This is a genomic window from Stenotrophomonas sp. STEN013 (genome assembly GCF_056760355.1).
Window position 1 is genome coordinate 725,122 of the sequence record NZ_JBRREO010000001.1, and the last position, 25,930, is coordinate 751,051.

General features: G+C 66.4%; 23 protein-coding genes. 12 read left to right on the forward strand and 11 right to left on the reverse strand.

What is annotated here, in order from left to right; genetic code table 11:
* The 3 genes from ACVOMH_RS03085 to ACVOMH_RS03095 are packed head-to-tail and all read right to left on the reverse strand — an operon-like array spanning position 1 to position 3,151.
* The gene (locus ACVOMH_RS03085) at positions 1–714 is read right to left on the reverse strand and encodes an ABC transporter ATP-binding protein (protein ID WP_481551010.1); all 714 of its coding nucleotides are present in this window, start codon (positions 712–714) and stop codon (positions 1–3) included.
* Entirely contained in the window at positions 707–1,909 is a 1,203-nt protein-coding gene (locus tag ACVOMH_RS03090) for an ABC transporter permease (RefSeq protein WP_481551011.1), read from the reverse strand. Before ACVOMH_RS03090 ends, ACVOMH_RS03085 begins: the two co-directional genes overlap by 8 nt.
* Positions 1,910–1,912: 3 nt before the next feature.
* On the reverse strand, positions 1,913–3,151 hold the full coding sequence (locus tag ACVOMH_RS03095; RefSeq protein ID WP_481551012.1) for an efflux RND transporter periplasmic adaptor subunit: 1,239 nt from the start codon (positions 3,149–3,151) through the stop codon (positions 1,913–1,915).
* Between the two features lie 288 nt (positions 3,152–3,439).
* Here ACVOMH_RS03095 and ACVOMH_RS03100 point away from each other — a divergent pair, with 288 nt between their 5' ends.
* Positions 3,440–4,705: a serine hydrolase domain-containing protein gene (locus ACVOMH_RS03100; protein ID WP_481551013.1), complete on the forward strand. Its 1,266-nt coding sequence runs from the start codon at positions 3,440–3,442 to the stop codon at positions 4,703–4,705.
* Between the two features lie 723 nt (positions 4,706–5,428).
* Here ACVOMH_RS03100 and ACVOMH_RS03105 read toward each other — a convergent pair.
* Positions 5,429–5,914 (reverse strand): hypothetical protein, encoded by a 486-nt coding sequence (locus ACVOMH_RS03105; RefSeq protein ID WP_481551014.1) that lies wholly within the window; start codon positions 5,912–5,914, stop codon positions 5,429–5,431.
* 289 nt (positions 5,915–6,203) lie between these two features.
* On the opposite strand from ACVOMH_RS03105, the gene ACVOMH_RS03110 reads away from it, so the two are divergent.
* From ACVOMH_RS03110 to ACVOMH_RS03120, 3 genes are all read left to right on the forward strand, one after another.
* Complete coding sequence (locus tag ACVOMH_RS03110; RefSeq protein WP_481551015.1) at positions 6,204–6,662, forward strand: hypothetical protein; 459 nt, start codon at positions 6,204–6,206, stop codon at positions 6,660–6,662.
* A gap of 132 nt (positions 6,663–6,794) precedes the next feature.
* On the forward strand, positions 6,795–7,307 hold the full coding sequence (locus tag ACVOMH_RS03115) for a hypothetical protein (protein WP_481551016.1): 513 nt from the start codon (positions 6,795–6,797) through the stop codon (positions 7,305–7,307).
* A 235-nt stretch (positions 7,308–7,542) separates the two neighbouring features.
* Positions 7,543–7,779: an IS3 family transposase gene (locus ACVOMH_RS03120; RefSeq protein WP_481551150.1), complete on the forward strand. Its 237-nt coding sequence runs from the start codon at positions 7,543–7,545 to the stop codon at positions 7,777–7,779.
* A gap of 75 nt (positions 7,780–7,854) precedes the next feature.
* Here the strand turns inward: ACVOMH_RS03120 and ACVOMH_RS03125 are convergent, their stop codons facing one another.
* Both ACVOMH_RS03125 and aceE read right to left on the reverse strand, forming a co-directional pair.
* Complete coding sequence (locus tag ACVOMH_RS03125) at positions 7,855–9,405, reverse strand: SIR2 family protein (protein WP_481551017.1); 1,551 nt, start codon at positions 9,403–9,405, stop codon at positions 7,855–7,857.
* A gap of 61 nt (positions 9,406–9,466) precedes the next feature.
* Positions 9,467–12,154 (reverse strand): pyruvate dehydrogenase (acetyl-transferring), homodimeric type, encoded by a 2,688-nt coding sequence (gene aceE / locus ACVOMH_RS03130; protein WP_481551018.1) that lies wholly within the window; start codon positions 12,152–12,154, stop codon positions 9,467–9,469.
* Positions 12,155–12,554: 400 nt separating this feature from the next.
* Here aceE and ACVOMH_RS03135 point away from each other — a divergent pair, with 400 nt between their 5' ends.
* Complete coding sequence (locus ACVOMH_RS03135; protein WP_481551019.1) at positions 12,555–13,076, forward strand: PadR family transcriptional regulator; 522 nt, start codon at positions 12,555–12,557, stop codon at positions 13,074–13,076.
* Between the two features lie 94 nt (positions 13,077–13,170).
* Positions 13,171–13,962, forward strand: a complete 792-nt coding sequence (locus ACVOMH_RS03140) for a siderophore-interacting protein (RefSeq protein ID WP_481551020.1) — start codon at positions 13,171–13,173, stop codon at positions 13,960–13,962.
* 142 nt (positions 13,963–14,104) lie between these two features.
* On the opposite strand, the gene ACVOMH_RS03145 is transcribed toward ACVOMH_RS03140, so the two are convergent.
* Both ACVOMH_RS03145 and ACVOMH_RS03150 read right to left on the reverse strand, forming a co-directional pair.
* On the reverse strand, positions 14,105–14,890 hold the full coding sequence (locus tag ACVOMH_RS03145; protein ID WP_481551021.1) for a hypothetical protein: 786 nt from the start codon (positions 14,888–14,890) through the stop codon (positions 14,105–14,107).
* 61 nt (positions 14,891–14,951) lie between these two features.
* Positions 14,952–16,016, reverse strand: coding sequence for a linear amide C-N hydrolase (locus ACVOMH_RS03150; protein WP_481551022.1), 1,065 nt, complete (start codon positions 16,014–16,016; stop codon positions 14,952–14,954).
* Between the two features lie 169 nt (positions 16,017–16,185).
* Here ACVOMH_RS03150 and ACVOMH_RS03155 point away from each other — a divergent pair, with 169 nt between their 5' ends.
* Positions 16,186–16,506: a hypothetical protein gene (locus tag ACVOMH_RS03155; RefSeq protein WP_481551023.1), complete on the forward strand. Its 321-nt coding sequence runs from the start codon at positions 16,186–16,188 to the stop codon at positions 16,504–16,506.
* 98 nt (positions 16,507–16,604) lie between these two features.
* Here the strand turns inward: ACVOMH_RS03155 and ACVOMH_RS03160 are convergent, their stop codons facing one another.
* Complete coding sequence (locus ACVOMH_RS03160; RefSeq protein ID WP_481551024.1) at positions 16,605–17,300, reverse strand: YceI family protein; 696 nt, start codon at positions 17,298–17,300, stop codon at positions 16,605–16,607.
* A gap of 89 nt (positions 17,301–17,389) precedes the next feature.
* Entirely contained in the window at positions 17,390–17,980 is a 591-nt protein-coding gene (locus ACVOMH_RS03165) for a malonic semialdehyde reductase (RefSeq protein WP_481551025.1), read from the reverse strand.
* A 128-nt stretch (positions 17,981–18,108) separates the two neighbouring features.
* On the opposite strand from ACVOMH_RS03165, the gene ACVOMH_RS03170 reads away from it, so the two are divergent.
* From ACVOMH_RS03170 to ACVOMH_RS03185, 4 genes are all read left to right on the forward strand, one after another.
* The gene (locus ACVOMH_RS03170) at positions 18,109–19,080 is read left to right on the forward strand and encodes a mitochondrial fission ELM1 family protein (RefSeq protein WP_481551026.1); all 972 of its coding nucleotides are present in this window, start codon (positions 18,109–18,111) and stop codon (positions 19,078–19,080) included.
* Positions 19,081–19,116: 36 nt separating this feature from the next.
* Positions 19,117–19,962, forward strand: coding sequence for a DUF2145 domain-containing protein (locus tag ACVOMH_RS03175; protein ID WP_481551027.1), 846 nt, complete (start codon positions 19,117–19,119; stop codon positions 19,960–19,962).
* A gap of 15 nt (positions 19,963–19,977) precedes the next feature.
* A complete protein-coding gene (locus tag ACVOMH_RS03180; protein WP_481551028.1) occupies positions 19,978–20,496 on the forward strand; it encodes a hypothetical protein in 519 nt (172 codons plus the stop codon).
* A 164-nt stretch (positions 20,497–20,660) separates the two neighbouring features.
* Entirely contained in the window at positions 20,661–21,230 is a 570-nt protein-coding gene (locus ACVOMH_RS03185; RefSeq protein ID WP_481551029.1) for a queuosine precursor transporter, read from the forward strand.
* 40 nt (positions 21,231–21,270) lie between these two features.
* Here the strand turns inward: ACVOMH_RS03185 and glnE are convergent, their stop codons facing one another.
* A complete protein-coding gene (gene glnE / locus ACVOMH_RS03190; protein ID WP_481551030.1) occupies positions 21,271–24,096 on the reverse strand; it encodes a bifunctional [glutamate--ammonia ligase]-adenylyl-L-tyrosine phosphorylase/[glutamate--ammonia-ligase] adenylyltransferase in 2,826 nt (941 codons plus the stop codon).
* Positions 24,097–24,377: 281 nt separating this feature from the next.
* Between glnE and ACVOMH_RS03195 the strand changes: the two genes are divergently transcribed.
* Positions 24,378–25,892 carry an acetyl-CoA hydrolase/transferase family protein gene (locus ACVOMH_RS03195; protein WP_057505764.1) on the forward strand — a complete coding sequence of 505 codons (1,515 nt, stop codon included), beginning with the start codon at positions 24,378–24,380 and terminating at the stop codon, positions 25,890–25,892.
* Positions 25,893–25,930 lie beyond the last annotated feature (38 nt).

A 25,930-nucleotide genomic window follows, 5' to 3' on the forward strand; every position in this document is an offset into this window, starting at 1 on the left:
TTACCGGTCGCCCCGCGTCCCTTCGTCGGAGACGATGCGGCCGTCCACCAGTGTGATCTTGCGGTCGCAGGTTTCCGCCAAGCGCGGGTCGTGGGTCACCACCAGCACCGCGCAGCCGAACTGTTCGTTGAAGCGGCGCAGCAACTGGAACACGTCCGCCGCGGTGCGGGTATCCAGGTTGCCGGTGGGCTCATCGGCCAGCAGCAGGGAGGGCCGGGTCATCAACGCCCGGGCGATGGCCACCCGTTGCTGCTGGCCACCGGAAAGCTGGTCGGGAAGGCGGTCGGCGAACTTCTCCAGGCCCACGTCGGCCAACAGCCCGCGGGCGATATCCAGCGTCTCGCGCGACGGCCGGCCGTGGGCGACCAGCACCGGCATCAGCACGTTCTCCAGCGCGGTGAACGCGCCGATCAGGTGATGGAACTGGAACACGAAACCGATCTGGCTGCCGCGCAGCGCGGTGCGGGCTTCGTCGTCCATCGCGCGGGTGGGCCGGCCGCCCAGATAGAGCTCGCCAGCGGTGGGGGAATCCAGCAGGCCGATCATGTTCAGCAGCGTGCTCTTGCCCGAACCGGAGGGGCCCACCAGTGCGGCGAAGTCGGCGCTGTCCAGCCTCAGGTCCACCCCGTGCAGCACTTCCACCTCGTTGGGCTGGCCCAGGTTGTAGGACTTGCGCAGCCCCTCCAGGCGCAGCACCTCGCGGACCTCAGACATGGCGGATGGCCTCCACCGGATCCAACCGCGATGCACGCCAGGCCGGCACCAGCGCCGCGCCCATGCCGGACAACGTGGCAAGCGCCATCGCCGCCAGGACCAGCGCCGGCGGCAGCACGATGGTGAACAGCTTCGGCCCGAAGCTGTTGAACGCGCCCACCAGCCCCCAGCCGGCCAAGGCACCCACCGCCGAACCGACCAGGCCCAGCACCGCGCCCTGGATCAGGAACACCTGCAGCATCTGCCGCCGCCGCGTTCCCATCGCACGCAGGATGCCGATCTCGCGGGTGCGCTGGGCCACGCTCACCGCCAGCACGCTGGCAATGCCCAGTGCCACCGAGATGGCCACGAAGAAACTGATCATGCGCGTGGACATGCTCTGCGAGGTCAGCGCGTTCATCAGCTGGGCATTGCTCTCCATCCAGCTCTCGGCCTTGAGCCCGGTGAGCCCGCGCAGGCGCGCGGAGGTCTGGTCGGCGGCGAACACGTCCTGCACGGTCACATCGATCACGCTGATGCCGCCGGGCAGCGCCAGCAGCGACTGCGCCTGTTTCAGATCCAGATACACGTAGCGCGCATCCAGCTCGCGCACGCCCAGCTCGAAGATGCCGGCAACGTTGATCACCGCCTCGCGGCCTTCGCCGGCGTCCAGGCGCAGCTTGCCACCGGTGCGCAGGCCCAGGTCCTCGGCCAGCTGGCGGCCGACCAGCCCGTTGCCCGAGCCCACCTCCAGCCGGCCCTCCACCAGGTTCTCCTGCAGAGGGATCACCCGCACATAGCGCGGGAGGTCGATGCCGACCAGGGCCACCGAGGCGGTCGCATCGCCGCGACGCCCGAACGCCGGACCGGACACCACCGGCGAGACCGCGCTGACCCCGGGCAGGCGCTCGATCACCTCCAGCACCTGCTGCCAGTTGTCGATGGGGCGCAGCGACTGCGGGCGCGGCTCCTCCAGCACCAGCTGCAGGGTGCCCGGTGCCGCCGGCGCGATATGGTTGACCTCGCGCGGCGCCTCCACCCGGACATGCGCCTGGGTACCGAGCGTGCGTTCAATCAGGTTCTGCTGCAGACCGGCGATCAGCGCGGTGACGAACACGATCACCGACACACCCACCGCGATACCGAACAGGATCAGCAGCGACTGCGCCCGGCCCTGCCGCAAAAAGCGCATCGCGATGGTGGACTCGATCCACATGGCTCAGCCGGCGTCGCCGGCATCGGCCGCGGGCGGCATTTGCGCCACCGGCGGCGGCTGCAGGCGCAGGCGCACGCGAGCACCGTCGGCCGGACGCCCGGTGACACCCAGGGCGCCCGCCGCCACGATCTCGTCGCCTTCCTCCAGGCCCTGGGCGATCTCGGTCATGGCCAGCCCGCGCAGCCCCAGGCGCACCGCCACGGGCACTGCACGACCATCGCGCACGCGCAGGATCTGCGCGCGGTCCGAGCCCGGATCGGCCGCGATCAGCGCGTCGTTGGGCACGGCCAGGGCACGCCGGCGCTGGCCGGTGAGCAGGGTCGCGGTGACGGTCATGTCCTGACGCACGAAGTCGACCGGCGGATCGATGCGGAGCCGCACATCGACCGTGCCACGGGCCGGGTCGATCGACGGGGCGATGTGGTACACGGTGGCGGCAAACGGGCGTCCGGGCCAGGCGTCGGCCACGCAGGTCGCCGGCTGCCCGACCTCGAGCAGCGCCAGATTCTTCTCGTCCAGCGGCAGCAGGATTTCGCCGGGCGCATCGCGGGCGATCTCCAGCAGCACCTTCCCGGCACTGACCGTATCGCCGGGCTCCACCTGGCGGGTCAGCACGGTGCCGGCGACGGTCGCCCGGATAACCGCGCGCTCCAGCTCGGCGTCGGCCGCGCGCAGGCGTTCAACCGCCTGGGCTTCGCGCGCACCGCCGGTCAACGCTTCAACCGCCACCCGCGCCTGATCGGCCACCGCGCGTGCGGCAACCAGGGCCTGCCGCGCCTGCTCCACGCTCTCGCGCGACACCAGCTGCCGCTGGCCCAGCGCGGCGCGGCGGGCGGCCTCGCGCTCGGCCTGGGCCAGATCGGCCCGGGCCTGGCGCAACCGCGCCTGGGCGTCGGGTCGCTCGGCCTGGCGCAGCGCGGCCAGCGCCGCGCGTGCCTCGTCGCGGCGCGCTTCCAGGTCGGCGGCACGCAGCACCACCAGCACGTCGCCCGGTGCGACCCGGTCGCCGTCCATCACCCGGCGCTCCAGCACCAGGCCGGAGATCTCGGTCCCCACTTCCACCCGGGACAGCGCCGCGACGCGACCGGTTGCGACCACGTTCTGCACCAGCGGACCGACGCTCACCACATAGCCCGGCAGCAGCGGACCGCGCCAGCGGACACTGCCCCAGGACAGCACGGCCAGCACCAGCACGACGGCACCGGCGATGATCCATTTCCGCCGAGCGGAGGCGTGTGGCATGGGTGGGGCACTCTGGAAACCAGGGCGTATCTTCACCTGTCCGTCGTCGGGGCGACAATGGCGGGAAGAACCCGGGCGACCGGAACCGGGGTCAGGGTCCAGTTCCGACTCTCGCATCAGCCTTATTCCGATAGGCCGCGCCACGCGCACGCCCTGCCGTCGAGAGCAACGGACAAGGGAGCAGGTGAGAACCGGGGTCGGACTCCAGTTCCTCCCACCTGGCCCTGATAGCTGAGTGGCGCCGGGGAGCCGCTTGCCAGCCCATCCCCAACCCTATCCAATGCGGTGATGCCTACTCGTGCGCCTCTCCGTCTGGACCGTCGCCGCTTCCTCGCGCTGGGGGCCGGTTCACTGGCGGCGATCGGATCAGCGCCGCTGGCCGCCGGCGCGCAGTGCCGGGCCGATACGGGACCGTGGATTCCTTCCGATGCGTTTCTGGCGGCGCTGCCGCGCCTGATGGCCGCGTTCGCGGTACCCGGGCTGGGCATTGCCGTCATCGACGGGGGCAAGCCGGTCTGGAGCCGCACGCTGGGCGTGACCCATGCCCTGACGCAGGCCCCGGTCACCGCCGAGACCCTGTTCGAGAACGCTTCGCTCAGCAAGCCGGTGTTCGCCTATCTGGTGCTGCAGCTGTCCGATCAGGGGCTGATCGATCTCGACCGGCCGCTGGTGCACTACCGCCGGCCGGACTATCTGTCCGATTCACCGTGGATCGCGCTGATCACCGCGCGCGATGTGCTGCGCCATTCCAGCGGCTTGCCCAACTGGCGCCCCCAGCCGGCGCAGGAAGCACTGACGCCCGCCTTCCAGCCGGGCACGCGCATCGGCTATTCGGGCGAGGCGTTCTTCTGGCTGCAACTGGTGGTGGAAACACTGACCGGGGAAAGCCTGGACGAATCGATGCAGTCGCGCCTGTTCGGGCCAGCCGGCATGACCGCCAGCAGCTACGGCTGGGATGCCGCTCTCGCCGCGCGCTCGGTCTACGGCCACCGCGCCCATGACCGGCCCGGCACCGGCATGCCCCGCCAGTTGCTGCGCGAGCAATGGAGCGCGGCGCAGCCGGTCGCCGAGCGCTGGGGCAAGCCGCTCTCGGCGTGGAAGTACGACGATGCGGTGCGCGCCCTGCCCGACGTGCTGGCCAGCGCGCCGCCCAGGCTGGTGCAGTGGCAGGGCGACATCATGGCCAATGCCGCCGCCAGCCTGCGCACCACGCTGCGCGACTACGCCACCTTCATGACCTTGATGATGCCGCGCACCACGCCGGCCGCGTGGGAGATCAGGGAAACCACCCGCCAGGCGATGCTCACGCCGCAACTGGTCCTGCCCGGCCGCTGGACCGACAAGGGACTGGGCTGGAACCTGGAAGACACCCGCAGCGGGCCGGTGTTCTATCACGCAGGCAGCAACGCCGACATCTTCAAGAACTTCGCGCTGGGCGATGCCGCGCGGCAACGCGCGATCGTGCTGCTGACCAATGGCGGCAGCGGCAACCTGCTCTACCGGCGCATCGTCCGCCATGCCAGCGGGCACGACCTGCTGGGCTTTGATCTCTGACAGTCGGGCAAACCCTCAGGTTCGACACGACGGGAAACAGGCGCAGGGTGGACAGCCCCAGCGGCTCCCGCTGCTCATGACCGCCCGCCGCAGAGAGGCACCAGAGCGTGCACCCGGCGCTCGCCGTGTTTTGCCGGGTCGATGAAGCCCACCCGGCCTACGCTCGTTACTGGTAGGACAAAGGCGCAATGGCCGCCGCTTGCGCACGGTGCCGTGCGGTGCATCGGTTGTCCGTGCGCCCCGGAAGTGGCTTCATCGGTATAGAAGGGGCGCTGCGCGGCCAGGCGTGGGCGGTTTTGGGATGGCGGTGACGCTTTGACGGAGGGGGCCGGGTGATCTGCGGGCGCAGGCGGGCGTTTTTCGCGCAGCGGTGACCGGTTTGCGGTCGCTGCCGACCGATTTCTGCTCGTGCGCGACCATTTTTCGGCCGGTGACGAGCGATTTATGGTCGATGCCGACCATTTATTGGTCGCGCGCGAGCGATTTCCGGTCGACGCCGACCATTTTTTGCTCGTGCACGACCGATTTCTGGTCGACGACGACCATTTTTCGGTCGCAGTCGAGCGATTTTCGTTCGGCGTCGACCGATTTTTGGTCGATTGTCCTGAAAATGGATGTAGTGGCCGGCGGCGGCAAGGGGCGGACGGCGACGACGGTGGCGGCGGCGCCCCAAACGACAACGCCGGCACGGGGCCGGCGTTGTCGGGCAAGCGCTGCGGGGGATCAGCCGGCGCCGGCCACCTCGGCCGGGGCTACCGGGGCGGCCGTGCGGGTGCCGCGGAAGCGGTGGCCGAGCTGGCGGCGCAGGTCTTCCAGGCCGTGGTCGTTGCCGGACACCTTGATATGGCCGTAGGCGTCCAGCGCGGTGCTCATCAGGTCGCTGCCCAGTGCGTTGACGGTGTCCTGCACCCGGCTGGTGAGGTACTGCAGGCGTTCGAGCAGCGGCACCAGCTGGTCGTAAGCGAGCAGGTCGGCCTGCGCGGCTGGAATATCCAGGCTGGCCGGCACCACGTGCGGGTGTTCCTCCACCACGCGCAGGGTGCGGCGTACGAACGGGCCGGAGCGCTCGCCCATGAACACCAGCCCGCGCGCGTCCTCGGCCGGCAGGGAAATCAACCCGGGCAACGCACTTTCAATCTGCTTCAAACCGGTGGTGGCGGCGGCCACCTGCGCGTCGCTGAGGACGAGGGAAACCACATTCTGGGTCACAGCCTGCTCCTTGCTTATGCGTATCCAACCCGGCACGTCCGGGGTCCGTGCTCCGTTACCGCCGGTGGCAATCAACCGTCCGGGCGGCCGGAGCACGGCGACGTTGCGCCCGTGCCACAGCCCACGTCAGTCGGTGGAACACGCGTTGCGCGGTAGGAAAAGGACTACAGAGCCGTTAGCGTGAGCGCCGCTTCCGCAAAACCGACACTGCCTCATCGTTTTCGAGGCGCTTATTTCCCATGAGCCAGATGCGATAGGCTCGACGCGGCGTACGGCGGAGAGCGATGGAATGCGTTACCGGCTTTCGGGAAAACTGATCCTGTTCCTACATGTTGTGGCAATGGCACCGATCAGCATCGCGTACGGTGCGATCGACGGCGGCACCTGGCTGCCGCCCATCCTGTATGTCGGAGCAATGATTTGCATGTGGGGACTGACGCTGCCCGGTGCCAAACGCGGATTGGTCTTTGAAATGCTGGGTTTCTATTACCAATTCAAGATGTTCCGCGAAAATGGATTCAAGCACTTCGGTCACGCACGCCGCGAAGATTGGGACAGGTATGGACGGATTTCACGCGTACTGCTCCACGCGCTCGCACTGATTACGATCTTGGCATTCATGTCCGGTGGAAAGATCGGAAGCGATTGGTTCTGGCAATGCGTGCTGCTCGGCACATCGTTCGCCATTGGAATCGAATCGGGCACCGTCATATTCAGGTCCGGTGATGCCCCGAGGCGCCGAAACTGACACGGTGCCGGCAATTGCTGGGAGCACTTTTTACAGCAAGCAGGCTGGATCGTTGATACTCAGTCAGCCCGCGGGCCTTGGAACCCTCGAGGCGATTCTTTTTGAAAGATCAAGAGCTTTCGTGCACCTGCGGTGCGCGAGTCACTTTTTCTTTGCTTGTGCAAAGAAAAAGTAACCAAAAGAGGCGCTTTTCCAACAACCGAATGGTTGGTCAAGCCCCCCCGGGCGCATGCCCGCGCGTTGCGCGGGTCCGCCACTGCCTGCCGCATTTTTCGACGGCACATCTGTGTACCGGCGAAAAACGACGCGCTCCTGCGCGTCGCCCTGCGGGTATCCGCGCCGGTCATTGGCCATGCTCTACGGGGTGAAGGTCAACTTCAAAAGCACAAGCTGAAAAGCGAAAAGCGAAGGGCGAAGGGCGAAGGGCGAAGGGCGAAGGGCGAAGGGCGAAGGGCGAGCCAGGCAAACATGCCGCTCTCCTCCATACAAACACCGAACCCACCGTCATCACGAATCAACTTTCCGGGCTCACCTGCGGTCACTTTCGCTAGGGCTTTGGCTTTGGCTTTGGCTTTGGCTTTGGTTTTTCCTGTTGCTGTTGCTGTTGCTGTTGCTGTTGCTGTTGCTGTTGCTTACAGCATTTGATCCACCCGAGCCGTCAAAGCGTGCCGAGCACCGCAGCGGATCGGGGGAATAAGGCGCGGGTGTCTGAGCGAAGCGAGTTCCGCGCCGCCCCGGTCCGCGAGAAGCGCAGGGCACCGATGCGGCCCTATTGCATCGGCACGCGTCCGGCGGAAGCGGTTTTGGTTCCTTTTGCCAAGACAAAAGGAACCCGCACGCGCAGCGTGTGGAAGCCGTTGCCCCTCATTTCACAACCAGAATGACCGGAGCGATACCGTGGCTCTCAGCCGGCTTTGCTGGGTTGATAAAGCCAACCCAGCCTACGGCCCTGGAAATCAATGACGGCCGCCCGTTTAAAACCCGGGAGGCCGCCAGAACCGCGATATTTGAGTACATCGAAGTGTTCTATAACAGGGCCAGGCTGCATTCCGGGCTGGGCTACACCACGCCGTTACAAGCCGAACAGCAATATCAACCGGTCAGGACTGTCCCCTGACTACCCTGTCCACGAAACACGGGTCACTCCAACCTGACCCCGTTGTTCCCCCCTGTTTTTGCCGTTATTCCGCGATCAGAACTTCCATCCAAATCTCAGCCGATCATAAAAGCAGGCCAGCTTGCGGAAGTAACTCACATAACCGCTATTTTGTTGACTAAAAATGTCAAAGTTATCTTTCAGGAACGCATGAAGAACATCCAAGTCAATCTTGTCGGATGATAAAAATGGAATATAAGCCGCAGCAACCTCTGGACTAAATTCACGTATTACATCAGCCGCACCCATATCCTTGCATTTATTATTAAAAGACTTTTTGTAGACACTTAGGCGAAACTCATCTATTCGCCTATCCACCCACTTTTTAAGCTCGTAATCAGACTTATTGTACTCAGCCTTAGTAAGAACCCCTGCAGCACTTAGATACTTAAAGACAGGTATGTTACTTGTATTCCTACCAACACTCTTTATGACACTCTTAAGGACCAAATCTGCGTCATAATTTTTTTCAGAAACAATCAAATCAGAAAAAAGATCAACAGCCTGAATGGACTCGTATCCAACAGCAGAAAGCCCCTTAGATACAACCCCAACGCCAACCAAGAATTCTACACTGTCAGTAGCAGAAATCTTCTCTATATCTATGACAGTGATTTTCTTATCAGGCTCTCCATTTTTTACAACCTCGTACATCTGCTCTTTGCAGAATCGAAGGATGCGCGCTGGCACCTTACGCTTCACTTGCTCCAGCGCTGAATAAACAAGAGAAAAATCGTTAGTTTTTACGAGCACGATCGGAATTTGCTCAGAATCAGTTGCATAGAAAGTCTCAGAAATTGAGTCCTCCTCGCCATCACCAAGGCGCTGGAGAAAAATCAAATTCTTACGAAGCTTTGAGACATTCTTTGATCCAATGCATGAGCTAATAGCACGAAGTATCGACTGAATATTTGGATCGGATAGTGAGTATCCAATAAAAACAACCGGATGCTCCACAAATACAGTTATTAGCTTCGCAGCCAGATAGGGATTACGACTAGCAAAAAGAGAATAGTCGTCCGATGTAAGAACTAGAGAATCAGGATCTGAACATCCGCCATGGATTTTATATATTTCACCAACCTCTTGAGGATTAGCAAACAGGAGGTCACCCTGACCGACATAAACTTTGTAGTCAGGGAACAGGTGCTCAGAAAAGCAATCCCAATTAGTTGTAATAATTCCATCGACGTTTAGACGACGAATTATCTCAACCTCGCCAGGCAACTCCAGACCACCTGGAAACTGACTAGTCAACGAAGACAAGTAATTACATATTTCCACTCGAAGCGCGGACGAACTTGTTGCTATTCGACCACCCCACTGGTCGCGACTTTTCGAGAATTCTTCCTCACGCCACCAGCGCTCATTGAAATCTACGGATAGCAGCTTTGCGGCCTCCGGGTAATCGCCATCCACTTTGGACAAGTAGTACTCGAACTGTACACCTGGCGCACAAAATCTTTGCAAAAGCCCCTTCCAATCCTCCAATCCAATATAGCGACGAGAGAATCCAGAGCCCAGGAAGAGGAAGGCACCCGAAGCCTTTTCTTTGAGGATTTCTACGAGGTAGTTTGTTATATCCATATTTCCCCCAATAAAAGATGGGCGACCTAAAGGCCGCCCATTTCACATACCAGAACCTTCATCAAACCCCCACAGGGTTCGCCTTCTCCGGATCAATCCCATACTGCTTGATCGCCCGGGCCACGTCCTTGGCGGTCATCTTGCCGTCCTTCGCCAGGGCGGCGATGGCGGCGTGGGCGATGTAATACCGGTCCACTTCGAAGAAACGACGCAGGTTGGCGCGGGTGTCGGAGCGGCCGAAGCCGTCGGTGCCCAGGACCGAGTAGGTCATCGGCACGAAGGCGCGGATCTGGTCGGCGTAGGCGCGCACATAGTCGGTGGCGGCGATGACCGGGCCCTGGCGGCCTTCCAGCAACTGGGTGACGTACGGCTTGCGCTGTTCGGCTTCCGGATGCAGGCGGTTCCAGCGCTCGGCGTCGAAACCGTCGCGACGCAGTTCGTTGAAGCTGGGGCAGGACCAGATGTCGGCGGTGACGCCGAAGTCCTTGTCCAGCAGCTCGGCCGCGGCGATGGATTCACGCAGGATGGTGCCGCTGCCCAGCAGCTGCACGCGCAGCTCGCCCTTCTTGGGCTTGCCGGCGTCGGTGAGCAGGTACATGCCCTTGATGATGCCCTCGGCTGCACCCTCGGGCATGCCCGGGTGGGTGTAGTTCTCGTTCATCAGGGTGATGTAGTAGTACTCGTCCACCTGGTCTTCCATCATGGCTTTGGTGCCGTGCTGGAGGATGACGGTGACTTCGTAACCGAAGGTGGGGTCGTAGCTGCGCACGTTGGGAATGCCGCCGGCGACGATGTGGCTGAAGCCGTCTTCGTGCTGCAGGCCTTCGCCGTTGAGCGTGGTGCGGCCGGCGGTGCCGCCGAGCAGGAAGCCGCGGGTACGCATGTCCGCCGCCTGCCAGGCGAGGTCACCCACGCGCTGGAAGCCGAACATCGAGTAGTAGATGTAGAACGGCAGCATCGGCACGTTGGAGACCGAGTAGCTGGTACCGGCGGCCATCCACGAGGCGATGGCGCCCGGCTCGCTGATGCCCTGCTGCAGCACCTGGCCGGACTGGTCCTCGCGGTAGTACATCAGCTGGTCGGCATCGACCGGCTTGTACTTCTGGCCGTACGGGGCGTAGATGCCGATCTGGCGGAACAGGCCTTCCATACCGAAGGTGCGCGCTTCGTCGGCGACGATCGGCACCAGGTGCGGGCCCAGCTCCTTGTCGCGCAGGCTGATGTTGAGCGTCTGCACGAAGGCCATGGTGGTGGAGTAGCTGCGCTCGCCCGAATCCTTGAGCAGGCGCTCGTAGGTTTCCAGCTTGGGCGCGGTGAAGGACTTGCTGGCCTTCTGCCGGCGCTGCGGCAGGTAGCCGCCCAGGGCGGCGCGACGCTCCTGCAGATACTTCACTTCCGGCGAATCCGGGCCCGGGTGGTAGAACGGCACCTGGCCGTCCTTGAGCTGCTCGTCGGTGACCGGGATGTTGAAACGGTCGCGGAAGTGGCGGACCGCCTCGTCGTCCAGCTTCTTGGTCTGGTGGGTCGGGTTGAGCGACTCGCCGGCACTGCCCATGCCGTAGCCCTTGACCGTCTTGGCCAGGATCACGGTCGGCATGCCCTTGGTGTTCACGGCCTGGTGGTAGGCGGCGTACACCTTGTGCGGGTCGTGGCCGCCACGGTTCAGGCGCCAGATGTCGTCATCGGACAGGCCGGCGACCATCGCCGCGGTCTCCGGGTACTTGCCGAAGAAATGCTCGCGCGTGTACGCGCCGCCGAAGGCCTTGCAGTTCTGGTATTCGCCGTCGACGGTTTCCATCATCAGCTTCTTCAGGACGCCGTTGGTGTCCTTGGCCAGCAGGGCATCCCAGTAACCGCCCCACAGCAGCTTGATCACGTTCCAGCCGCCGCCACGGAACACGCCTTCCAGTTCCTGGATGATCTTGCCGTTGCCGCGCACCGGGCCGTCCAGGCGCTGCAGGTTGCAGTTGACCACGAAGATCAGGTTGTCCAGGCCTTCACGGCCGGCCAGCGCGATCGCGCCCAGGGTTTCCGGCTCGTCCGACTCGCCGTCACCGATGAAGCACCACACCTTGCGGTCGGACTTCTCGATCAGGCCGCGGTTCTCCAGGTACTTCATGAACTGCGCCTGGTAGATCGCTGCCAGCGGGCCCAGGCCCATCGACACGGTCGGGGTCTGCCAGAAGTCCGGCATCAGCCACGGGTGCGGGTAGGAGGACAGGCCGCCGCCATCGACTTCCATGCGGAACTTGTCCAGCTGCTGCTCGTCGATGCGGCCTTCCAGGAAGGCGCGGGCGTAGATGCCCGGGGCGCTGTGGCCCTGGATGAACAGCAGGTCGCCCGGGTGGTTCTCGCTGGGCGCGCGCCAGAAGTGGTTGAAGCCCACGTCATAGAGCGTGGCGCCGGAGGCGAAGGAGGCGATGTGGCCGCCCAGGTCGCCCGGCTTGCGGTTGGCGCGGACCACGGTGGCCATCGCGTTCCAGCGGATGATCGAGCGGATGCGCCATTCCAGCTCCGCATTGCCCGGGCTCTTGGCCTCCAGGTGCGGGGCGATGGTGTTGACGTATTCGGTGGTGGGAGAGAACGGCAGGAACGCGCCCGAACGACGGGTCAGTTCCACCATGCCTTCCAGCAACTGATGCGCGCGCTCGGGGCCCTCGACATCGATAACGGCCTTCAACGACTCGATCCACTCCTGTGTTTCCACCGGGTTGGGGTCGTTGTTCAGCACTTCATTCAACCAGTTCATTGGCGCTCCCAGGTACTGCACGCACGCGCGCGCTTGTTTTTAATTTTGAGCCCTGAAGTGTAGCGCACCGCGCCCCTGACGAAGCTGGCTACGCATACGTATGGCGTTGATTCCACTACTGTCCGCAAGACATCCGGCGACATCGATGGCCCCCGGACGTAGACACGGCAGGACACCTCGTCCGCAGCGCCGTCGCATGGCGACCAGCGCCATGTGGGCCCGAAGCCGCGAGCCGCCCGGGTCAGCAAGGTGACAACGGGAGCCATGCTGCGATGCAGCAGAAAACCGGCCGGCGGAATCGCCCGGTCGCACCCGTATCACCTGCCCGGCCGGATCGTCGCCGGCGCTTGCCGGCCGGGGCTTTTCGATATATCGTCTTTACCAATTCCGATATATCGAAATGAAGGCCGAGGCCGTGACCACCGATACCCGCAGCCGCGCCACGGCCCGTCCACTTGGCCGCGGTGACCTGCGCCTGCTGCTGCTGTGGCTGCTGGGCCAGGCGCCGCGCCACGGCTACGAACTGATCCAGCAGGTCAGCGAGATGTTCGTGCGCACCTACACGCCCAGCGCCGGCTCGGTCTATCCGCTGCTGGCGGACTTCGAGAAGCAGCACTGGGTCAGCGTCGAGGAGGAGGGCGGCCGCAAGCGCTATCGCATCAGCGCGCTGGGCCGCGCGCAGCTGGCCGCGCTCGATGCCGAGGTGCAGGCCGCCTTGCTGCGTGCCCGGCACAGCGCGCGCACGATGGCCAAGGCCAAGCTGCCGCCGCCGTTGCGCGAGGCGATGGGCCAGCTCACCCGGGCGCTGATGCTGCACGACCGCCGCTGGCGCGACGCCGACGTGGCCCACATCACCGCGCTGCTGGCCCAGGCCACGGCGCGGGTGCGGCACGCGGCACAGGACGGCGGCAATGCCGGCTGAGCCGCACCGCCCTCTTTCTTCCCACGACCCAGCCAGAGCGATCCAGCCAGGTCACCCCGGCGCACCGCGCCTTTGACCGAACCCAGGTACCCCCATGTCTTTGCATGAATCCCGACTCGTCCGCCGCGCCATCCAGTTCCGCCCGCTGCAGGTGCTGCACAGCCAGCGCCTGACCCCGAACATGCAACGCGTCATCGTCGGTGGCGATGCGCTGGCCGGCTTCGAGAGCGCCGCGCCCGACGACCACGTCAAGCTGTTCTTCCCCAATGCCGAAGGCGCCTTCGTGCTGCCGGAGCTGATCGAGCAAGGCCCACGCTATCTGGAAGGCCAGCTGCCCTCGCCGGCACGCGACTACACGCCGCGCTTCTTTGACGCGCAGGCCGGCGAGCTGGTGCTGGATTTCGTGCTGCACGGCGATGGCCCGGCGGCGAACTGGGCGGCCAGCGCGCAGCCGGGCGATGCGCTGGTAGTGGCCGGCCCGCGCGGCTCGCATGTGATCGCCGACGACTTCGACAGCTATGTGCTGATCGGCGATGAAACCGCGTTGCCGGCCATCGCCCGGCGACTGGAGGAGCTGCCCGAACACGCCGTGGCCGAGGTGTTCATCGAGATCCCCGAGGAAGCCGACCGCCAGCCGCTGGACAGCGATGCGCAGGTGACAGTGCACTGGTTCGAGCGCAACGGCTTCGACGCGGCCAACAGCACCCTGCTGGAAGACGCGCTGGTGGATTTCGAACAGCCCGACGGCGATGCGTTCTACTGGATCGCCGCCGAGTCGCGGCGCGCGCGGATGATGCGCAAGTTCATCGAAGGCCACCTGCAGGTGCCCAAGGAATGGATCCGCGCCACCGGCTACTGGAAGGCGGACCCCGACGAGACGGAGTGATCGCAACTGTCGCCTCCCCGAGGCGACGCACGAGGGAGGCTGTGCGCGAACGCGCGGCGGCGTGGACAGCGGGGAACAGCCGCCGCGCCCGCCACCGCCTGCACGGCGGCGCTCGGTGCCTCCCGTTTGCGGGGCGCGTGCGTTACAGCGGCGGGCTTCGGCCCGCACCGAACCGGTAGGTCACCCCCAGCATCGGACCGGACAGGGCCACGTCCAGACGCTTGCCCTGGTCGCGGTAGTCCAGGCACTGGTGGCGGTAACCCATCGACACGAACCACTGCTCGGTCGCCTGGTAGTTGGCCAGCGCCAGCACCTGCCAGGTGGCATCCGAGCCCAGTCCGAACCCACCGACATCCGCATAGGCCACGCTGCTCCAGCGCGGCGAGAGCACCTGGCGCCAGCGCACGCCGGCGATCGGATCGACGAACGACGAATCCGAACGCGCCGAGAGCAGGCCCGGGACCTGCACCGCGGCGTTGATATCCCAGTAGCGGATGCCGGCCAGCAGATCGATGCCGGTACGCTCATCGGCCCTGACGGCATAACCGGCGGTGAGCGTAGCCGAGGTCTGTCGCACCTTGACGTTGGCCGCCAGGCCCAGCGGCAGCGGCGTTGAATCGGAGGTGGCGGCATGGGTGAGATCGGCCTGCAGCACGACGCTGCCGCGACGCGCGGTGCCGGTGATAAACGCCGCGGCGTCCAGGCTGTCCATCAGCTCGGAAAAGGACTTGTCCACCTCGGCCGTCGGCGCGCTGCGGAACGGGCGCACCTGGCCTTCCATGCCGCTCATCCACACATACGGGGTGGCCTGGAAACGCCAGCGGTCATCGCCGGACGTCTCGGCCTGGGCCAGCGGCACAACGGCCGTCGTCAGCACGACCATTGCCAGCGACGCCGGCAGGTACTTGGGGTTGAATCGCGTGTGCATGGGAGCTCCGGGTGATGCCTGCCCGCGTGCCGGGCAGACGATCGATGTAAGCAAGCGGCGCTCAGACGCCGAGGAAACGGAACGGCTTGGTTTCCTTGAACTGCGCGTTGGCCTCGCCGGCATACAGGGTGCGTGCCTGCTGCCCCAGATCCAGCCGCCTGACCTTGCCGGTATGCTCGCTGAAATCGATCTTCTTCAGATCCACCCAGAACACGTTGGGCGCCAGCGCGGACTCGAAGTAGTACAGCTTGCGGGTCTGGTCAGCCACGGTGCGCCAGCGCGTGGAGGAGATGTTGGGCTGGTCCGGCGTGGTGATGCCATAGGGCACCGAGACGTTGCGGATCACACTGAAAACGCTGGCGGTGGATTCCACCGGATCGGTGGATTTGGGAATGGCGTCGATATAGAACGCCGCACGCGCGAAGCGGTCCGCCGCGCGGTTGGTGCCCGGCAGCATCACCGTGCCGCCGATCTGCCGCCAGTAGCTTTCCAGCGCCAGCTGCTGCTCGAAGACCGGCGAGTTGGTCATCACCGTGTAGTCGCGGCTGTGGTGGATGACCTGCTTGCCCTTGATGTACTCGATGATGGCGCTGTCGCCACTGGCATCGGACAGTGACAGGTGCAGCGTGGCCAGACGCTGCTCGCCGGGGGCGGCATCGCTGACCAGGGTGAACGGCTCGTCGGCCAGCGCCTTGACCGCTTCTTCCACGGTGGCGAAGTTGTCGAGCATGTACTGGGTCCACACCGAGATGCTCAGGCCCGGCTTGCCGCTGTCGCGCGCGGGGTATTCGGATTCGGCCAGCCACAGCAGGTTGGCGACCAGGCCCGCCTCGTTCATGCCGTCGGTGGTGGCGAAGTCGTAGGCGCTGGCGATGACGCTGCCGTGGCGCGAGGTCCACGTGAGCGTATTGGCGCCGGTCTCGCCGTTGCGCTGCATGCCGCGCGGAAACATCCACAGATGGGTGCCGGTATCGACCTTGTAGTCCATCGACCGGCCGGTGAAGACCTCATCGCCGGCACCGTGGTAGACGAAGCGGGTGCAGGCCGTTGCGGGGGGCGCCATGCCCAGCACGCCGACAACGAGCGTGGCACAGGCTGCCACGAGGGATCGCTTGACTGACTTCATGGACAAAAACTCCCTTTTTTTGACCGTTGCGTTGACAGCAGACGGACAGATCCTAGCAACGATCCCCTATCGACAGTGGACACAGTGGCCGTGCCTTGCCGCAGCGGCCGCCTTCCAGCCGCTGCTATGCTCGGCGCAGCCACGCCCGGCCGCCGATGTGATCGATCCCATGTCCGAATTTTCCGCCGCCTCCCCGACACTGCGCCTGCCGGCGTTCGCCCTGCTGCTGGCCGTGGGCCTGGCCGCCTGCCAGAGCGCGCCGCCTGCCGCTGTCGACCCCGACTTCGGGCTCTGCCGGGATGCCACGCTGCAGTGGGCCGTGGGCAAGGTCAACGACGAGCCGACCATCCGCCGGCTCAAGCGCGAAAGCGGCGCCGGGCTGGTCAATCCGATCGGCCCGGCCAGCATCACCACCCGCGACATCCGCAAAGACCGCCTGCGCGTGTTCGTCGATGCCAACAACGTCATCACCGCGGTGCGCTGCGAGTAACCGCGCAGCTTTGCGGTGGTGCATGAAAACAGAAGGCCCGCCATCACTGGCGGGCCTTCTTGCTGCAGCCGCTGGGCGCAGCGGTCAACCCGCCCCGGTTACTGGGCCTTGGCTTCTTCGGCCTTGGCCTGGCTGGCCTCGGTGGTGATGCGGACCTTGACCTCATCGCTGACGGCCGGGGCGTAGGCGCCCACGCCGAAGTCGCTGCGCTTGAGGGTGGTGGTGGCATCAAAGCCGACCGACGGCACCTTCATCATCGGGTGCTCGCCGGCACCGTTGACGGTCACGCCCAGCACCACCGGCTTGGTGACGCCCTTGATGGTCAGGTCACCGGTCACGGTCAGCTTGTTGGTGCCGGCCGCTTCCACCTTGGTGCTCTTGAACGTGGCGGTCGGGAACTTGGCGGCGTCGAAGAAATCGGCGCTGCGCAGGTGCTCGTCGAACTTGGCGGTGAAGCTGTTCAGGCCCGACAGCGGCAGGGTGACTTCCACGGTCGACTTGCTCACGTCGGCGGCGTCGTACACCAGGGTGCCGTCGGCATTGCCGAAGTGTGCGGTCGGGTTGGAGAAGCCCATGTGGTTCCACTGCACCAGCACATCGGTGTGGCTGGGATCGAGCTTGTAGGTCCCCGACGCGACCTGGATGGCCGCCACTTCCGGGGCAGCGGCTTCGGCCGGCGCGGCGGCGGTTTCCGCCGGAGTCGCGGCCGGGGCGGCCTGTTCGGCCGGCTTGGAGCAGGCGCTGATGGCGGCGGCCAGGGCCAGCGGGAGCAGCAGTTTGGAGAGCGTGGACATGGGAGTTTCCTTGAGGAAGAGAAAGAGGAACGGAGGCAGTTTCAACACGCCGGCGTCAGCGGATGTGATGACCGCCGGCGATGGAACACTTACTCGATGCGCGCGGCTTCATCGAAGGACAGGCGCGGCAGACGCGGGAACAGCCCGGCCGGATCGCCATAGCCCAGGTTGACCAGGAAATTGGACTTGATCGCGGTGCCGGCAAAGAACGCTTCATCGACCTTGGCGTTGTCGAAGCCGGACATCGGACCGGCATCCAGGCCCAGCGCGCGTGCGGCCAGGATCAGGTAGGCGCCCTGCAGGCTGCCGTTGCGGAACGCGGCCTCGTGACGGCCCTCACGCGCGCCATCGAACCAGCTCTTGGCATCGGTGTGCGGAAACAGGTACGGCAGCTTCTCGTGGAAATCCAGGTCAAACCCGATGATCGCCGTGACCGGCGCGGCCAGGGTCTTGGCCAGATTGCCTTCGGACAGCGCCGGCGCCAGCTTCTGCTTGGCCTTGGCCGATTTGACGAACACAAAGCGCGCCGGGCTGGCGTTGGCCGAGGTCGGCGCCCACTTCACCAGGTCGTACAGCGCGCGCAGCTGGCTGTCTTCAACCGGGCGGTCCTGGAACGTGTTCTGGGTGCGGGCGGTACGGAACAGCTGGTCGAGCGCGGCATCGTTGAAGATGTCGGACATGGAAACTCCGTGGTGAATTGGCTACGGTCGTGGCGCTGGGCCGGAAAGGCCCGGACAATGACACGACGAGTGGACGCAGTGTAGAGCGCCACGACTGATGCAACACCCGGCCTTACTGAAACGAATTGATGCCAAACGCGAAACGATCGACGCTTCCCTGGACGATCACCGACGGCCGCGCCGGCAACGTCCGCCAAGCGGTCGCGTTGGCATCGGCGTTGCGTCTGGGCGGCCAGCAACGGCTGCAGCTGGAACCGCGGGCACCGTGGCGCTGGCTGGCACCGCGCTTGCTGCCCGGCGCCACGCGGGGCTTCGGTGCAGGCTTCGAGCGGATGGCCGCCGCGCAACCCGGACTGGCGATCGGCTGCGGCCGCCAGGCGGCCGGCGCGCTGCGGGTATTGGGCCGGAATGGCACGCGCACGGTGCAGATCCTCGATCCGCGCATCCACCCGCGCCACTGGGATCTGGTGATCACCCCGGACCACGACCGCCTGCGCGGCGACAACGTGCTGACCCTGCTAGGCAGCCTGAACCCGGTCACCGACGACTGGCTGGCCTGCGGCCGCGCGGCCTTCTCCAGTTTCGAACACCTGCCCGGGCCGCGCACCGCCCTGCTGGTCGGCGGCCCCACCGACCACGCGCCGTGGCAGCAGCGCGAGATCGTGCCGCTGTTCCAGGCGCTGGCCGCGCAGGTGCGCGCCGAGGGCGGCAGCGTGCTGGCCACCACCTCGCGGCGTACCCCGCGCGCGGTGACCCAGGCGCTGCTGCACGCTTTCGACGATGTGCCGGGGGTGATCTGGAGTGATGGCGGTGACGGTTCCAATCCGTATGCCGGGCTGCTGGGCTGGGCCGACCGCGTGGTCTGCACGCCGGACTCGGTGAACCTGCTGTCCGAGGCCTGCGCCACCCGGGTGCCGGTGGGCGTGCTGCTGGGCCGGCGCGCGCAGGGACGGATGGCGCGGTTCCAGCAATCGCTGGTCGAACGCGGCCGGCTGCTGGAGGGTCTGACCGCGCTGGACGCCGACCCGGCAGACCCGATCGAACCCTTGCGCGAAACCCCGCGCATCGCCGCCGAGGTCAAGGCCCGCCTCGGCCTGTAACGGTCTTTTACAGTTTGCCTGCAAGGATGCATACCGATGAACCGCCGTTTTGCCCTAGTGCTGGCGCTGGGTATCGCCACGCTGGCCCCGGTGGCGAACGCACAGCCGCCGACCTGCACCCCGCGCTACCCGCCGCCGACCACGATCGCGGCGATGTTCGACATGGCCGCCATCACCGCCGACACCCTCGATGCGCTGCCCGGGGTGGAGGTGGCCATCGCCGCGCGCGGCGGCCAGGACCTGCGCAGGTACGGCCTGCGCCACAGCCATCTGGCGTTTCTGGTCCGCAACGAAGCCGGGAGCTGGGATGTGCTGCACCTGCTCAACCGCTGCAAATCCGGCTCGTCGGACCTGTACCGCGAAGGGCTGGTCAATCTGCTCGGTGAAAGCGCGATCAGCACCGACCTGCGCGTGGGCATTCCCACGCCGGCCGTGCAGGCCGCGCTCAGGCAGCTGCTGGCCGGCGAAGCCGCAGCGGCCCGCGCCCTGCACCAGCCGCGCTACAGCATGCTGGCCTGGCCCGGCGGCAGCGACTACCAGAACTCCAACCAGTGGATTCTGGAAGTGACCGCCGCGGCGATGGCGCAGGTCGAAGACGGCCGCACGCTGGGCAACCGAGACGCCGCACTGGCCTGGCTCAAGCGCAAGGACTTCAGGCCCTCGCGTCTGCATATCGGTCTGGGCAAACGGCTGGGGGCGCGCCTGTTCGCCGACAACGTGGCCGTCACCGATCATCCGGCCAGCGAACGCGTTTCCGGCAACTATTCGGTGGTGACGGTGGAATCGGTGTTCGATTTCCTGCACAAACGCGGCGCGCTGGAGCGTGAGCTGAGCATCGCCCACCAGCGCATCGCTGCACCGGCTGCATCTTCTTCCCCGTAACCCCAGGAGAACCCCATGAAATCCCTGCTTGCCGCTACCGTCCTGACCTGCGCTCTGGCCCTAGCGCTTCCCGCATCTCCGGCTCAGGCCGGCGACGACATGACCGGCTCGCAGGCCTCGGTGCTGATCACCGGCGTGAGCGCGATGATGGTGGTGTCCGGGCCGTTGTACCTGTCGGTCACCGGCGTGCGCAGCGTGGCCGACCTGTCCAAGGCCTCCAGCAAGCCGCACAAGGGCAAGCGCCGGACCAGCGCCGGGCCGCTGCCGGACATGCAGGTGAAGGACATCGCCCGGACCGCCGACGGTGGCCGCAGCGTTTCCCTGCAAGACCCGGCCAATCCGGAAAACACCGCACTTCTGCAATGGCCGCAGCGGCAGGACAACCCGGCGGCCAACTTCGTGCCCGGCCAGACCGTGGCCTTCACCCCGAGTCCGCAGGGCGCGGGCTGGATGCTGCGCGCCGAGGACGGCGCGGTACTGACCTTCGTGCCGACCATCGAGGCGGCCGGGGACAGCCGTACCACGACGCTGTAAGCCTCCGCACAACCGGCCCCGCCGCCGCCCCACCGGGCGCCGGTGAAGGCCGGTAAAGGCCGGACCGGTACAATGACCGGCCCTTGCGCCCGCCGGCTCCGGCGCGGCCGCGCTTCCTTGTCCTGTTCCGCGGCGCCTTGCGGCGTTGCCGCCTGCTGTCCGCCATGTCCCCGACTCCATCGATCCGCTTCGCCCCGCTCACCCTCCCCTCGATGCTGCTGGCTGTGCTGGCAATGGGCATCGTCGTGCTGGGCTCGAACGTGCTGGTGCAATACCCGATCAATGACTGGCTGACCTGGGGCGCGTTCAGCTATCCGGTGGCGTTCCTGGTCAGCAACCTGATCAACCGCCGCTTCGGCCCGCGCGCCGCGCGCCGCGTGGCGTGGGCCGGGTTCGCGGTGGCGGTGCTGCTGTCGATCTGGATCGCCACGCCGCGCATCGCGGTGGCCTCGTGCTCGGCGTTCATCGTCGCCCAGCTGCTGGACATCACCGTGTTCGACCGGCTGCGCGCCGGCAACTGGTGGCGGGCGCCGATGGTGGCCACCACCTGCAGTGCCACGGTGGATACGGCGATCTTCTGGTCGATCGCCTTCGCCGGCTCGCAGCTGCCGTGGGTGAGCTGGGCGGCCGGTGACCTGGCGGTGAAGCTGGCCATCGGCGTGTGCCTGCTGGCCCCGTTCCGCGCCCTGCTGTGGAAGATGGCGCCGCTGCGCGGCCAGCCCGGCACCCGCTGAGCCGACCGCCCGGCAGCACCACCGGGCCAGGGTGTGAGACCTACAGCGCCGCTTTGCCCGGTTCGAACGGCAAGCCCTGGGCGATGGCCGCGGCGGTGATCGCCGCGCACGCCGCCTCGATTTCCGGGGTGGGCGCGGTGATGCGCGGCCGCCGGTCCAGCGTGCAGCGCAGCCCGGCATCGAGCAACGTGGCATGGGCGTCGTGCAGCGCCACCGCGGTAGTGCCGGGCAGCCAGCCGGCCGCGGCCAGTGCCGCGATCAGGAACGGGGTCTCGCGCGGCTCGCACAGCGCCGGATGGCCCGCCGCCTGCGCCAGCACCCCGGTCTGCAGCACGAACTCCAGATCCACCAGCCCGCCGGCGCCCTGCTTCAGATCCATCCGCGCCGCGTCACTGCGGTCCAGTTCGGTGCGCATGCGCGCGCGCATCTTCAGCACATCGGCAAACAGCGTGTCGTGGTCGCGCACCCGGCCCAGTGTGGCCGCACGCACCTGTTCGAAATCGGCCAGCAGCGAGGGCTCGCCGGCGATCGCGCGGGCGCGCACCAGCGCCTGGTGCTCCCAGGTCCAGGCGCGCTCGCGCTGGTAGTCGGTGTAGCTGGCCAGCGAGGACACCAGCGCGCCCTTGCCGCCATCCGGGCGCAGCCGTACATCGATGTCGTACAGGCGGCCGGCGGCGGTGACCGCGGCCAGCAGCGCCATCACCTTCTGCGCCAGCCGCGCGAACCAGCGCCCGCTTTCCAGCGGCCGGCCGCCATCACTGGCATCCACCCCGGCCGGGTGGTCGTACAGGAACACCAGATCCAGATCCGAGCCGAAGCCCAGCTCCAGCCCGCCGAGGCTGCCGTAACCGATGATCGCAAAGCGCCCGCCGGGCACTTCGCCATGCGTGGCGACCAGATCGGCGCGGGCCATTTCCAGCACCGTCACCACCACCGCGTCGGCCAGCTGCGCCAGCTGCCGGGTGCAGTCCACCGCCGGCTGGCGGCCATCGTGGAAGGCCAGCGCCATGCGGAAGCTCAACGCCAGCCGCACCTCGTTGAGCATGCGCAGCGCCGCTTCCGGATCGTCGAGGGTCAGCGCCTGCGCGCAGGCGTCGTGCATGTCCTGCAGCTGCGGCATCGGCCCGGCCACGCGGGTATCGAGCAGCTCGTCCAGCAGCAGCGGGAAACCGACCAGACGCTCGGACAGCAGCGCGCTGCGCGCCAGCACGTTGACCAGCCGTTCCAGCGCGCTGGGCTGCTCGTCCAGCAGCGCCAGATAGCTGGTGCGGCGCAGGATCGCCTGCAGCAGGCCGAGCACGCGGCGCAGCGCGGCATCGGGCTGCGGCGAGCGGGTGGCGGCGTGCAGCAGCGCCGGCAGCACCCGGTCCAGCCGCGCCCGCGCCGCGTCGGACAGCGACTTCACCCCCAGCGACTGGGCGAATTCGCGCAAGGACTGGTCCGCGCCGGTGGCATCGGCGAAGCCGGCGTCGGCCAACACCTCGGCACTGCCGCCGCCGGGCAGCACCCGCCAGTAGCTGGCCAGCGCATCGGGCGCAGCCTGGCCCTGGCGCGGCGCCAGCAGCGCGTCGAACTCGGTGGCTACCCGCTGCCGCTGTCCGTCCAGATCGCGCAGCAGCGCCTCCCAACCGGCATAGCCCAGGCCCAGCGCGATGCGTTCGCGGTCCAGCGGATCGACCGGCAGCGCGTGGGTCTGCGCGTCGCGCAGCATCTGCAGGCGGTTCTCCAGCCGCCGCAGGAAGCGGTAGGCGTCGATCAGGTCCTCGCCATCGCCGGCCGCCATCTGCCCGGCCTCGACCAGCGCGCGCAGGGCTGGCAGCAGGCGCCGCTCGCGCAGTGCCGCTTCGCGGCCGCCGCGGATCAGCTGCAGCGCCTGGGCCAGGAACTCGATCTCGCGAATGCCGCCCGGGCCGCGCTTGATGTCGTCCAGCCGGTCCTTGCGCGCGACCTCGGCGGTGATCGCGGCCTTCATCTCGCGCAGGCCGTCGAGCGCGGTGAAATCCAGATAGCGGCGATAGACGAACGGCCGCAGCGTCTGCAGCCACACCTCGCCGGCGGCGATATCGCCGGCCACCGCGCGCGCCTTGATCCACGCATAGCGCTCCCAGTCGCGACCCTCGCGCTGGAAATACTGGTCCATCGCGGCAAATGACAACGCCACCCGTCCGGCGCTGCCGAACGGGCGCAGGCGCAGGTCGACGCGATGGCAGAAGCCTTCGGCGGTGGTTTCATCCAGCAGCCGTGCCAACCGCTGGCCGAGCCGGGCGAAATACTCCTCGGCCGCCAGCGGGCGGGCGCCATCGGACTCGCCTCCTTCCGGGTAGGCATAGACCAGATCGATATCGGAGGAGAAATTCAGCTCGCCGCCACCGAGCTTGCCCAGCCCGAACACCACCAGCCGCTGCACACTGCCATCGGCGGCACGGACCACGCCATGCCGCTGGGCGAACTCCTGCTCCAGCGCGGCCAGTGCCAGCTGCAGGCAGTCCTCGGCCAGCGCGGTGGCACCGGCCAGCGTCGCCTCCACCTCGTCCAGACCGAGCAGATCGCGCCAGACCAGGGCGGTGGAAACCGCTGCGCGGTAGCGGCGCAGCCGGGTCGGCCAGGCGCTGGACTGCAGCGGGTCCAGCACCGGTGGCGGCAGCGGCACAGCGGCGCCGTCGGCCAGCCAGCGCAGCAGTTCCGGCTGCCGGCACAGGGTGTCGATGGCGAAATCGCTGGCCACCGCCAGCTGTCGCAGGCCGGCGTCGAAGGCGGCCGAGGGCGGCCAATGCGACGGATCAGGGACGGCCAGCCGCAGGCGGGCCAGGGCGCGGTCGACGACCGGAAGGACGGATTCAGGCAGCGCGGGGGCGATTGGACTCATGCGCCAATTCTGGCATCCGCTGCCACCTGCGGTCGCGATCTGCCGCGAAAAGACAATAAAAAAGCCCGCTGGCAGCGAACTGCCAGCGGGCCTTGCTCCCTCCCCCACGTCGGGATGCAGGGCGATCCTGCGGGGATCGGAAGCAACTTGCACGCTGCAGTGCAAAACAATACCCGGCAGTACAGAAGCATTCCGGCGGCCCGCGCCATCCCACCAAGGTCGGACAACATCCCCGCGTCCGATCCGCGATAATCCCGTGTCCCCTACGAAAACTTGTCGTCATGTCTGTCGAACGTATTCTCGACGCGCGTCTGCGTGACCGCGTGGTTTCTGCCGAAGCCGCTGCCGCCCTGATCCAGCCGGGCGAAACTGTTGCCATGAGCGGTTTCACCGGCTCCGGCTATCCCAAGGCCGTGCCGCTGGCGCTGGCCAAGCGCATCGAACAGGTGCATGCCGACGGCCTGCCGTTCCAGATCAAGCTGCTGACCGGCGCCTCGACCGCACCGGAGCTGGATGGCGCGCTGGCCAAGGCCGACGGCATCGCCATGCGCATGCCGTTCCAGAGCGATCCCGATGCCCGCACGCGCATCAACGAAGGCAAGCTCGACTACATCGACATCCACCTCAGCCACGTCGCCCAGCATGTCTGGTTCGGCTTCTATGGCGAGATCGACACCGCGGTGATCGAGGTCTCGGCGATCCGCGAGGACGGCTCGCTGGTGCCCTCCACCTCGGTCGGCAACAACAAGACCTGGCTGGACCTGGCCAAGAAGGTGATCATCGAGGTCAACGACTGGCAGCCGGCCGGCGTCGATGGCATGCACGACATCTACTACGGCACCGCGCTGCCGCCGCACCGCAAGCCGATCCCGCTGGTCAGCGCCAACGACCGCATCGGCGACACCTCGCTGCACTGCGATCCGGACAAGATCGTCGCGGTGGTGCGTACCCACGGCCCGGACCGCAACAGTCCGTTCAGCCCGATCGATGCCACCAGCGAGATGATCGCCGCGCACCTGATCGACTTCCTCAAGCACGAGGTCAAGCAGGGCCGGTTGCCGGCCAACCTGCTGCCGCTGCAGTCCGGCGTGGGCAACATCCCCAACGCGGTGCTGGCCGGGCTGGCCAAGAGCGGTTTCCGCGACTTGGCCGCCTTCACCGAGGTGATCCAGGACGGCATGCTCGACCTGCTCAAGTCCGGTGTGCTCAGTTACGCCTCGTGCACCGGCTTCGCGCTGAGCCCGGAAGCCAACGAGGAGTTCAAGCGCAACATCGATTTCTACCGCCAGCGCATCATCATGCGCACGCAGGAGATCTCCAACCATCCGGAACTGGTGCGCCGCCTGGGCTGCATCGGCATGAACGGCATGATCGAGGTGGACATCTACGGCAACGTGAATTCCACCCACGTGATGGGCAGCCGCATCATGAACGGCATCGGCGGCTCCGGCGACTTCGCCCGCAACGGCTTCCTGTCCACGTTCCTGAGCCCGTCCACCGCCAAGAACGGCACCATCTCGGCGATCGTGCCGATGGCCAGTCACGTCGACCACACCGAGCACGACGTGTCGATCATCGTCACCGAACAGGGCTTGGCCGACCTGCGCGGCCTGACCCCGCGCAAGCGCGCCCGCGTGTTGATCGACAACTGCGCGCATCCGGATTTCCGCGACCAGCTCAACGATTATTTCGACCGCGCCAGCCGCGACAGCTACGGCAAGCACACTCCGCACCTGCTGCCCGAAGCCTTGTCCTGGCACCAGCGCTGGCTCGACACCGGCAGCATGAAGGGCTGAGTCCTTTCAGCGCGCTTCAACAAAAAAGCCCGGCACAA

Excerpts from the sequence above, each read along its gene's own strand:
- ACVOMH_RS03085 (WP_481551010.1), bottom strand. The coding sequence starts at position 714 with ATGTCTGAGGTCCGCGAGGTGCTGCGCCTGGAGGGGCTGCGCAAGTCC.
- ACVOMH_RS03090 (WP_481551011.1), bottom strand. The coding sequence starts at position 1,909 with ATGTGGATCGAGTCCACCATCGCGATGCGCTTTTTGCGGCAGGGCCGG.
- ACVOMH_RS03095 (WP_481551012.1), bottom strand. The coding sequence starts at position 3,151 with ATGCCACACGCCTCCGCTCGGCGGAAATGGATCATCGCCGGTGCCGTC.
- ACVOMH_RS03100 (WP_481551013.1), top strand. The coding sequence starts at position 3,440 with ATGCCTACTCGTGCGCCTCTCCGTCTGGACCGTCGCCGCTTCCTCGCG.
- ACVOMH_RS03110 (WP_481551015.1), top strand. The coding sequence starts at position 6,204 with ATGCGTTACCGGCTTTCGGGAAAACTGATCCTGTTCCTACATGTTGTG.
- ACVOMH_RS03120 (WP_481551150.1), top strand. The coding sequence starts at position 7,543 with ATGACCGGAGCGATACCGTGGCTCTCAGCCGGCTTTGCTGGGTTGATA.
- ACVOMH_RS03125 (WP_481551017.1), bottom strand. The coding sequence starts at position 9,405 with ATGGATATAACAAACTACCTCGTAGAAATCCTCAAAGAAAAGGCTTCG.
- aceE (WP_481551018.1), bottom strand. The coding sequence starts at position 12,154 with ATGAACTGGTTGAATGAAGTGCTGAACAACGACCCCAACCCGGTGGAA.
- ACVOMH_RS03135 (WP_481551019.1), top strand. The coding sequence starts at position 12,555 with ATGAAGGCCGAGGCCGTGACCACCGATACCCGCAGCCGCGCCACGGCC.
- ACVOMH_RS03140 (WP_481551020.1), top strand. The coding sequence starts at position 13,171 with ATGTCTTTGCATGAATCCCGACTCGTCCGCCGCGCCATCCAGTTCCGC.
- ACVOMH_RS03145 (WP_481551021.1), bottom strand. The coding sequence starts at position 14,890 with ATGCACACGCGATTCAACCCCAAGTACCTGCCGGCGTCGCTGGCAATG.
- ACVOMH_RS03150 (WP_481551022.1), bottom strand. The coding sequence starts at position 16,016 with ATGAAGTCAGTCAAGCGATCCCTCGTGGCAGCCTGTGCCACGCTCGTT.
- ACVOMH_RS03155 (WP_481551023.1), top strand. The coding sequence starts at position 16,186 with ATGTCCGAATTTTCCGCCGCCTCCCCGACACTGCGCCTGCCGGCGTTC.
- ACVOMH_RS03160 (WP_481551024.1), bottom strand. The coding sequence starts at position 17,300 with ATGTCCACGCTCTCCAAACTGCTGCTCCCGCTGGCCCTGGCCGCCGCC.
- ACVOMH_RS03165 (WP_481551025.1), bottom strand. The coding sequence starts at position 17,980 with ATGTCCGACATCTTCAACGATGCCGCGCTCGACCAGCTGTTCCGTACC.
- ACVOMH_RS03170 (WP_481551026.1), top strand. The coding sequence starts at position 18,109 with ATGCCAAACGCGAAACGATCGACGCTTCCCTGGACGATCACCGACGGC.
- ACVOMH_RS03175 (WP_481551027.1), top strand. The coding sequence starts at position 19,117 with ATGAACCGCCGTTTTGCCCTAGTGCTGGCGCTGGGTATCGCCACGCTG.
- ACVOMH_RS03180 (WP_481551028.1), top strand. The coding sequence starts at position 19,978 with ATGAAATCCCTGCTTGCCGCTACCGTCCTGACCTGCGCTCTGGCCCTA.
- ACVOMH_RS03185 (WP_481551029.1), top strand. The coding sequence starts at position 20,661 with ATGTCCCCGACTCCATCGATCCGCTTCGCCCCGCTCACCCTCCCCTCG.
- glnE (WP_481551030.1), bottom strand. The coding sequence starts at position 24,096 with ATGAGTCCAATCGCCCCCGCGCTGCCTGAATCCGTCCTTCCGGTCGTC.
- ACVOMH_RS03195 (WP_057505764.1), top strand. The coding sequence starts at position 24,378 with ATGTCTGTCGAACGTATTCTCGACGCGCGTCTGCGTGACCGCGTGGTT.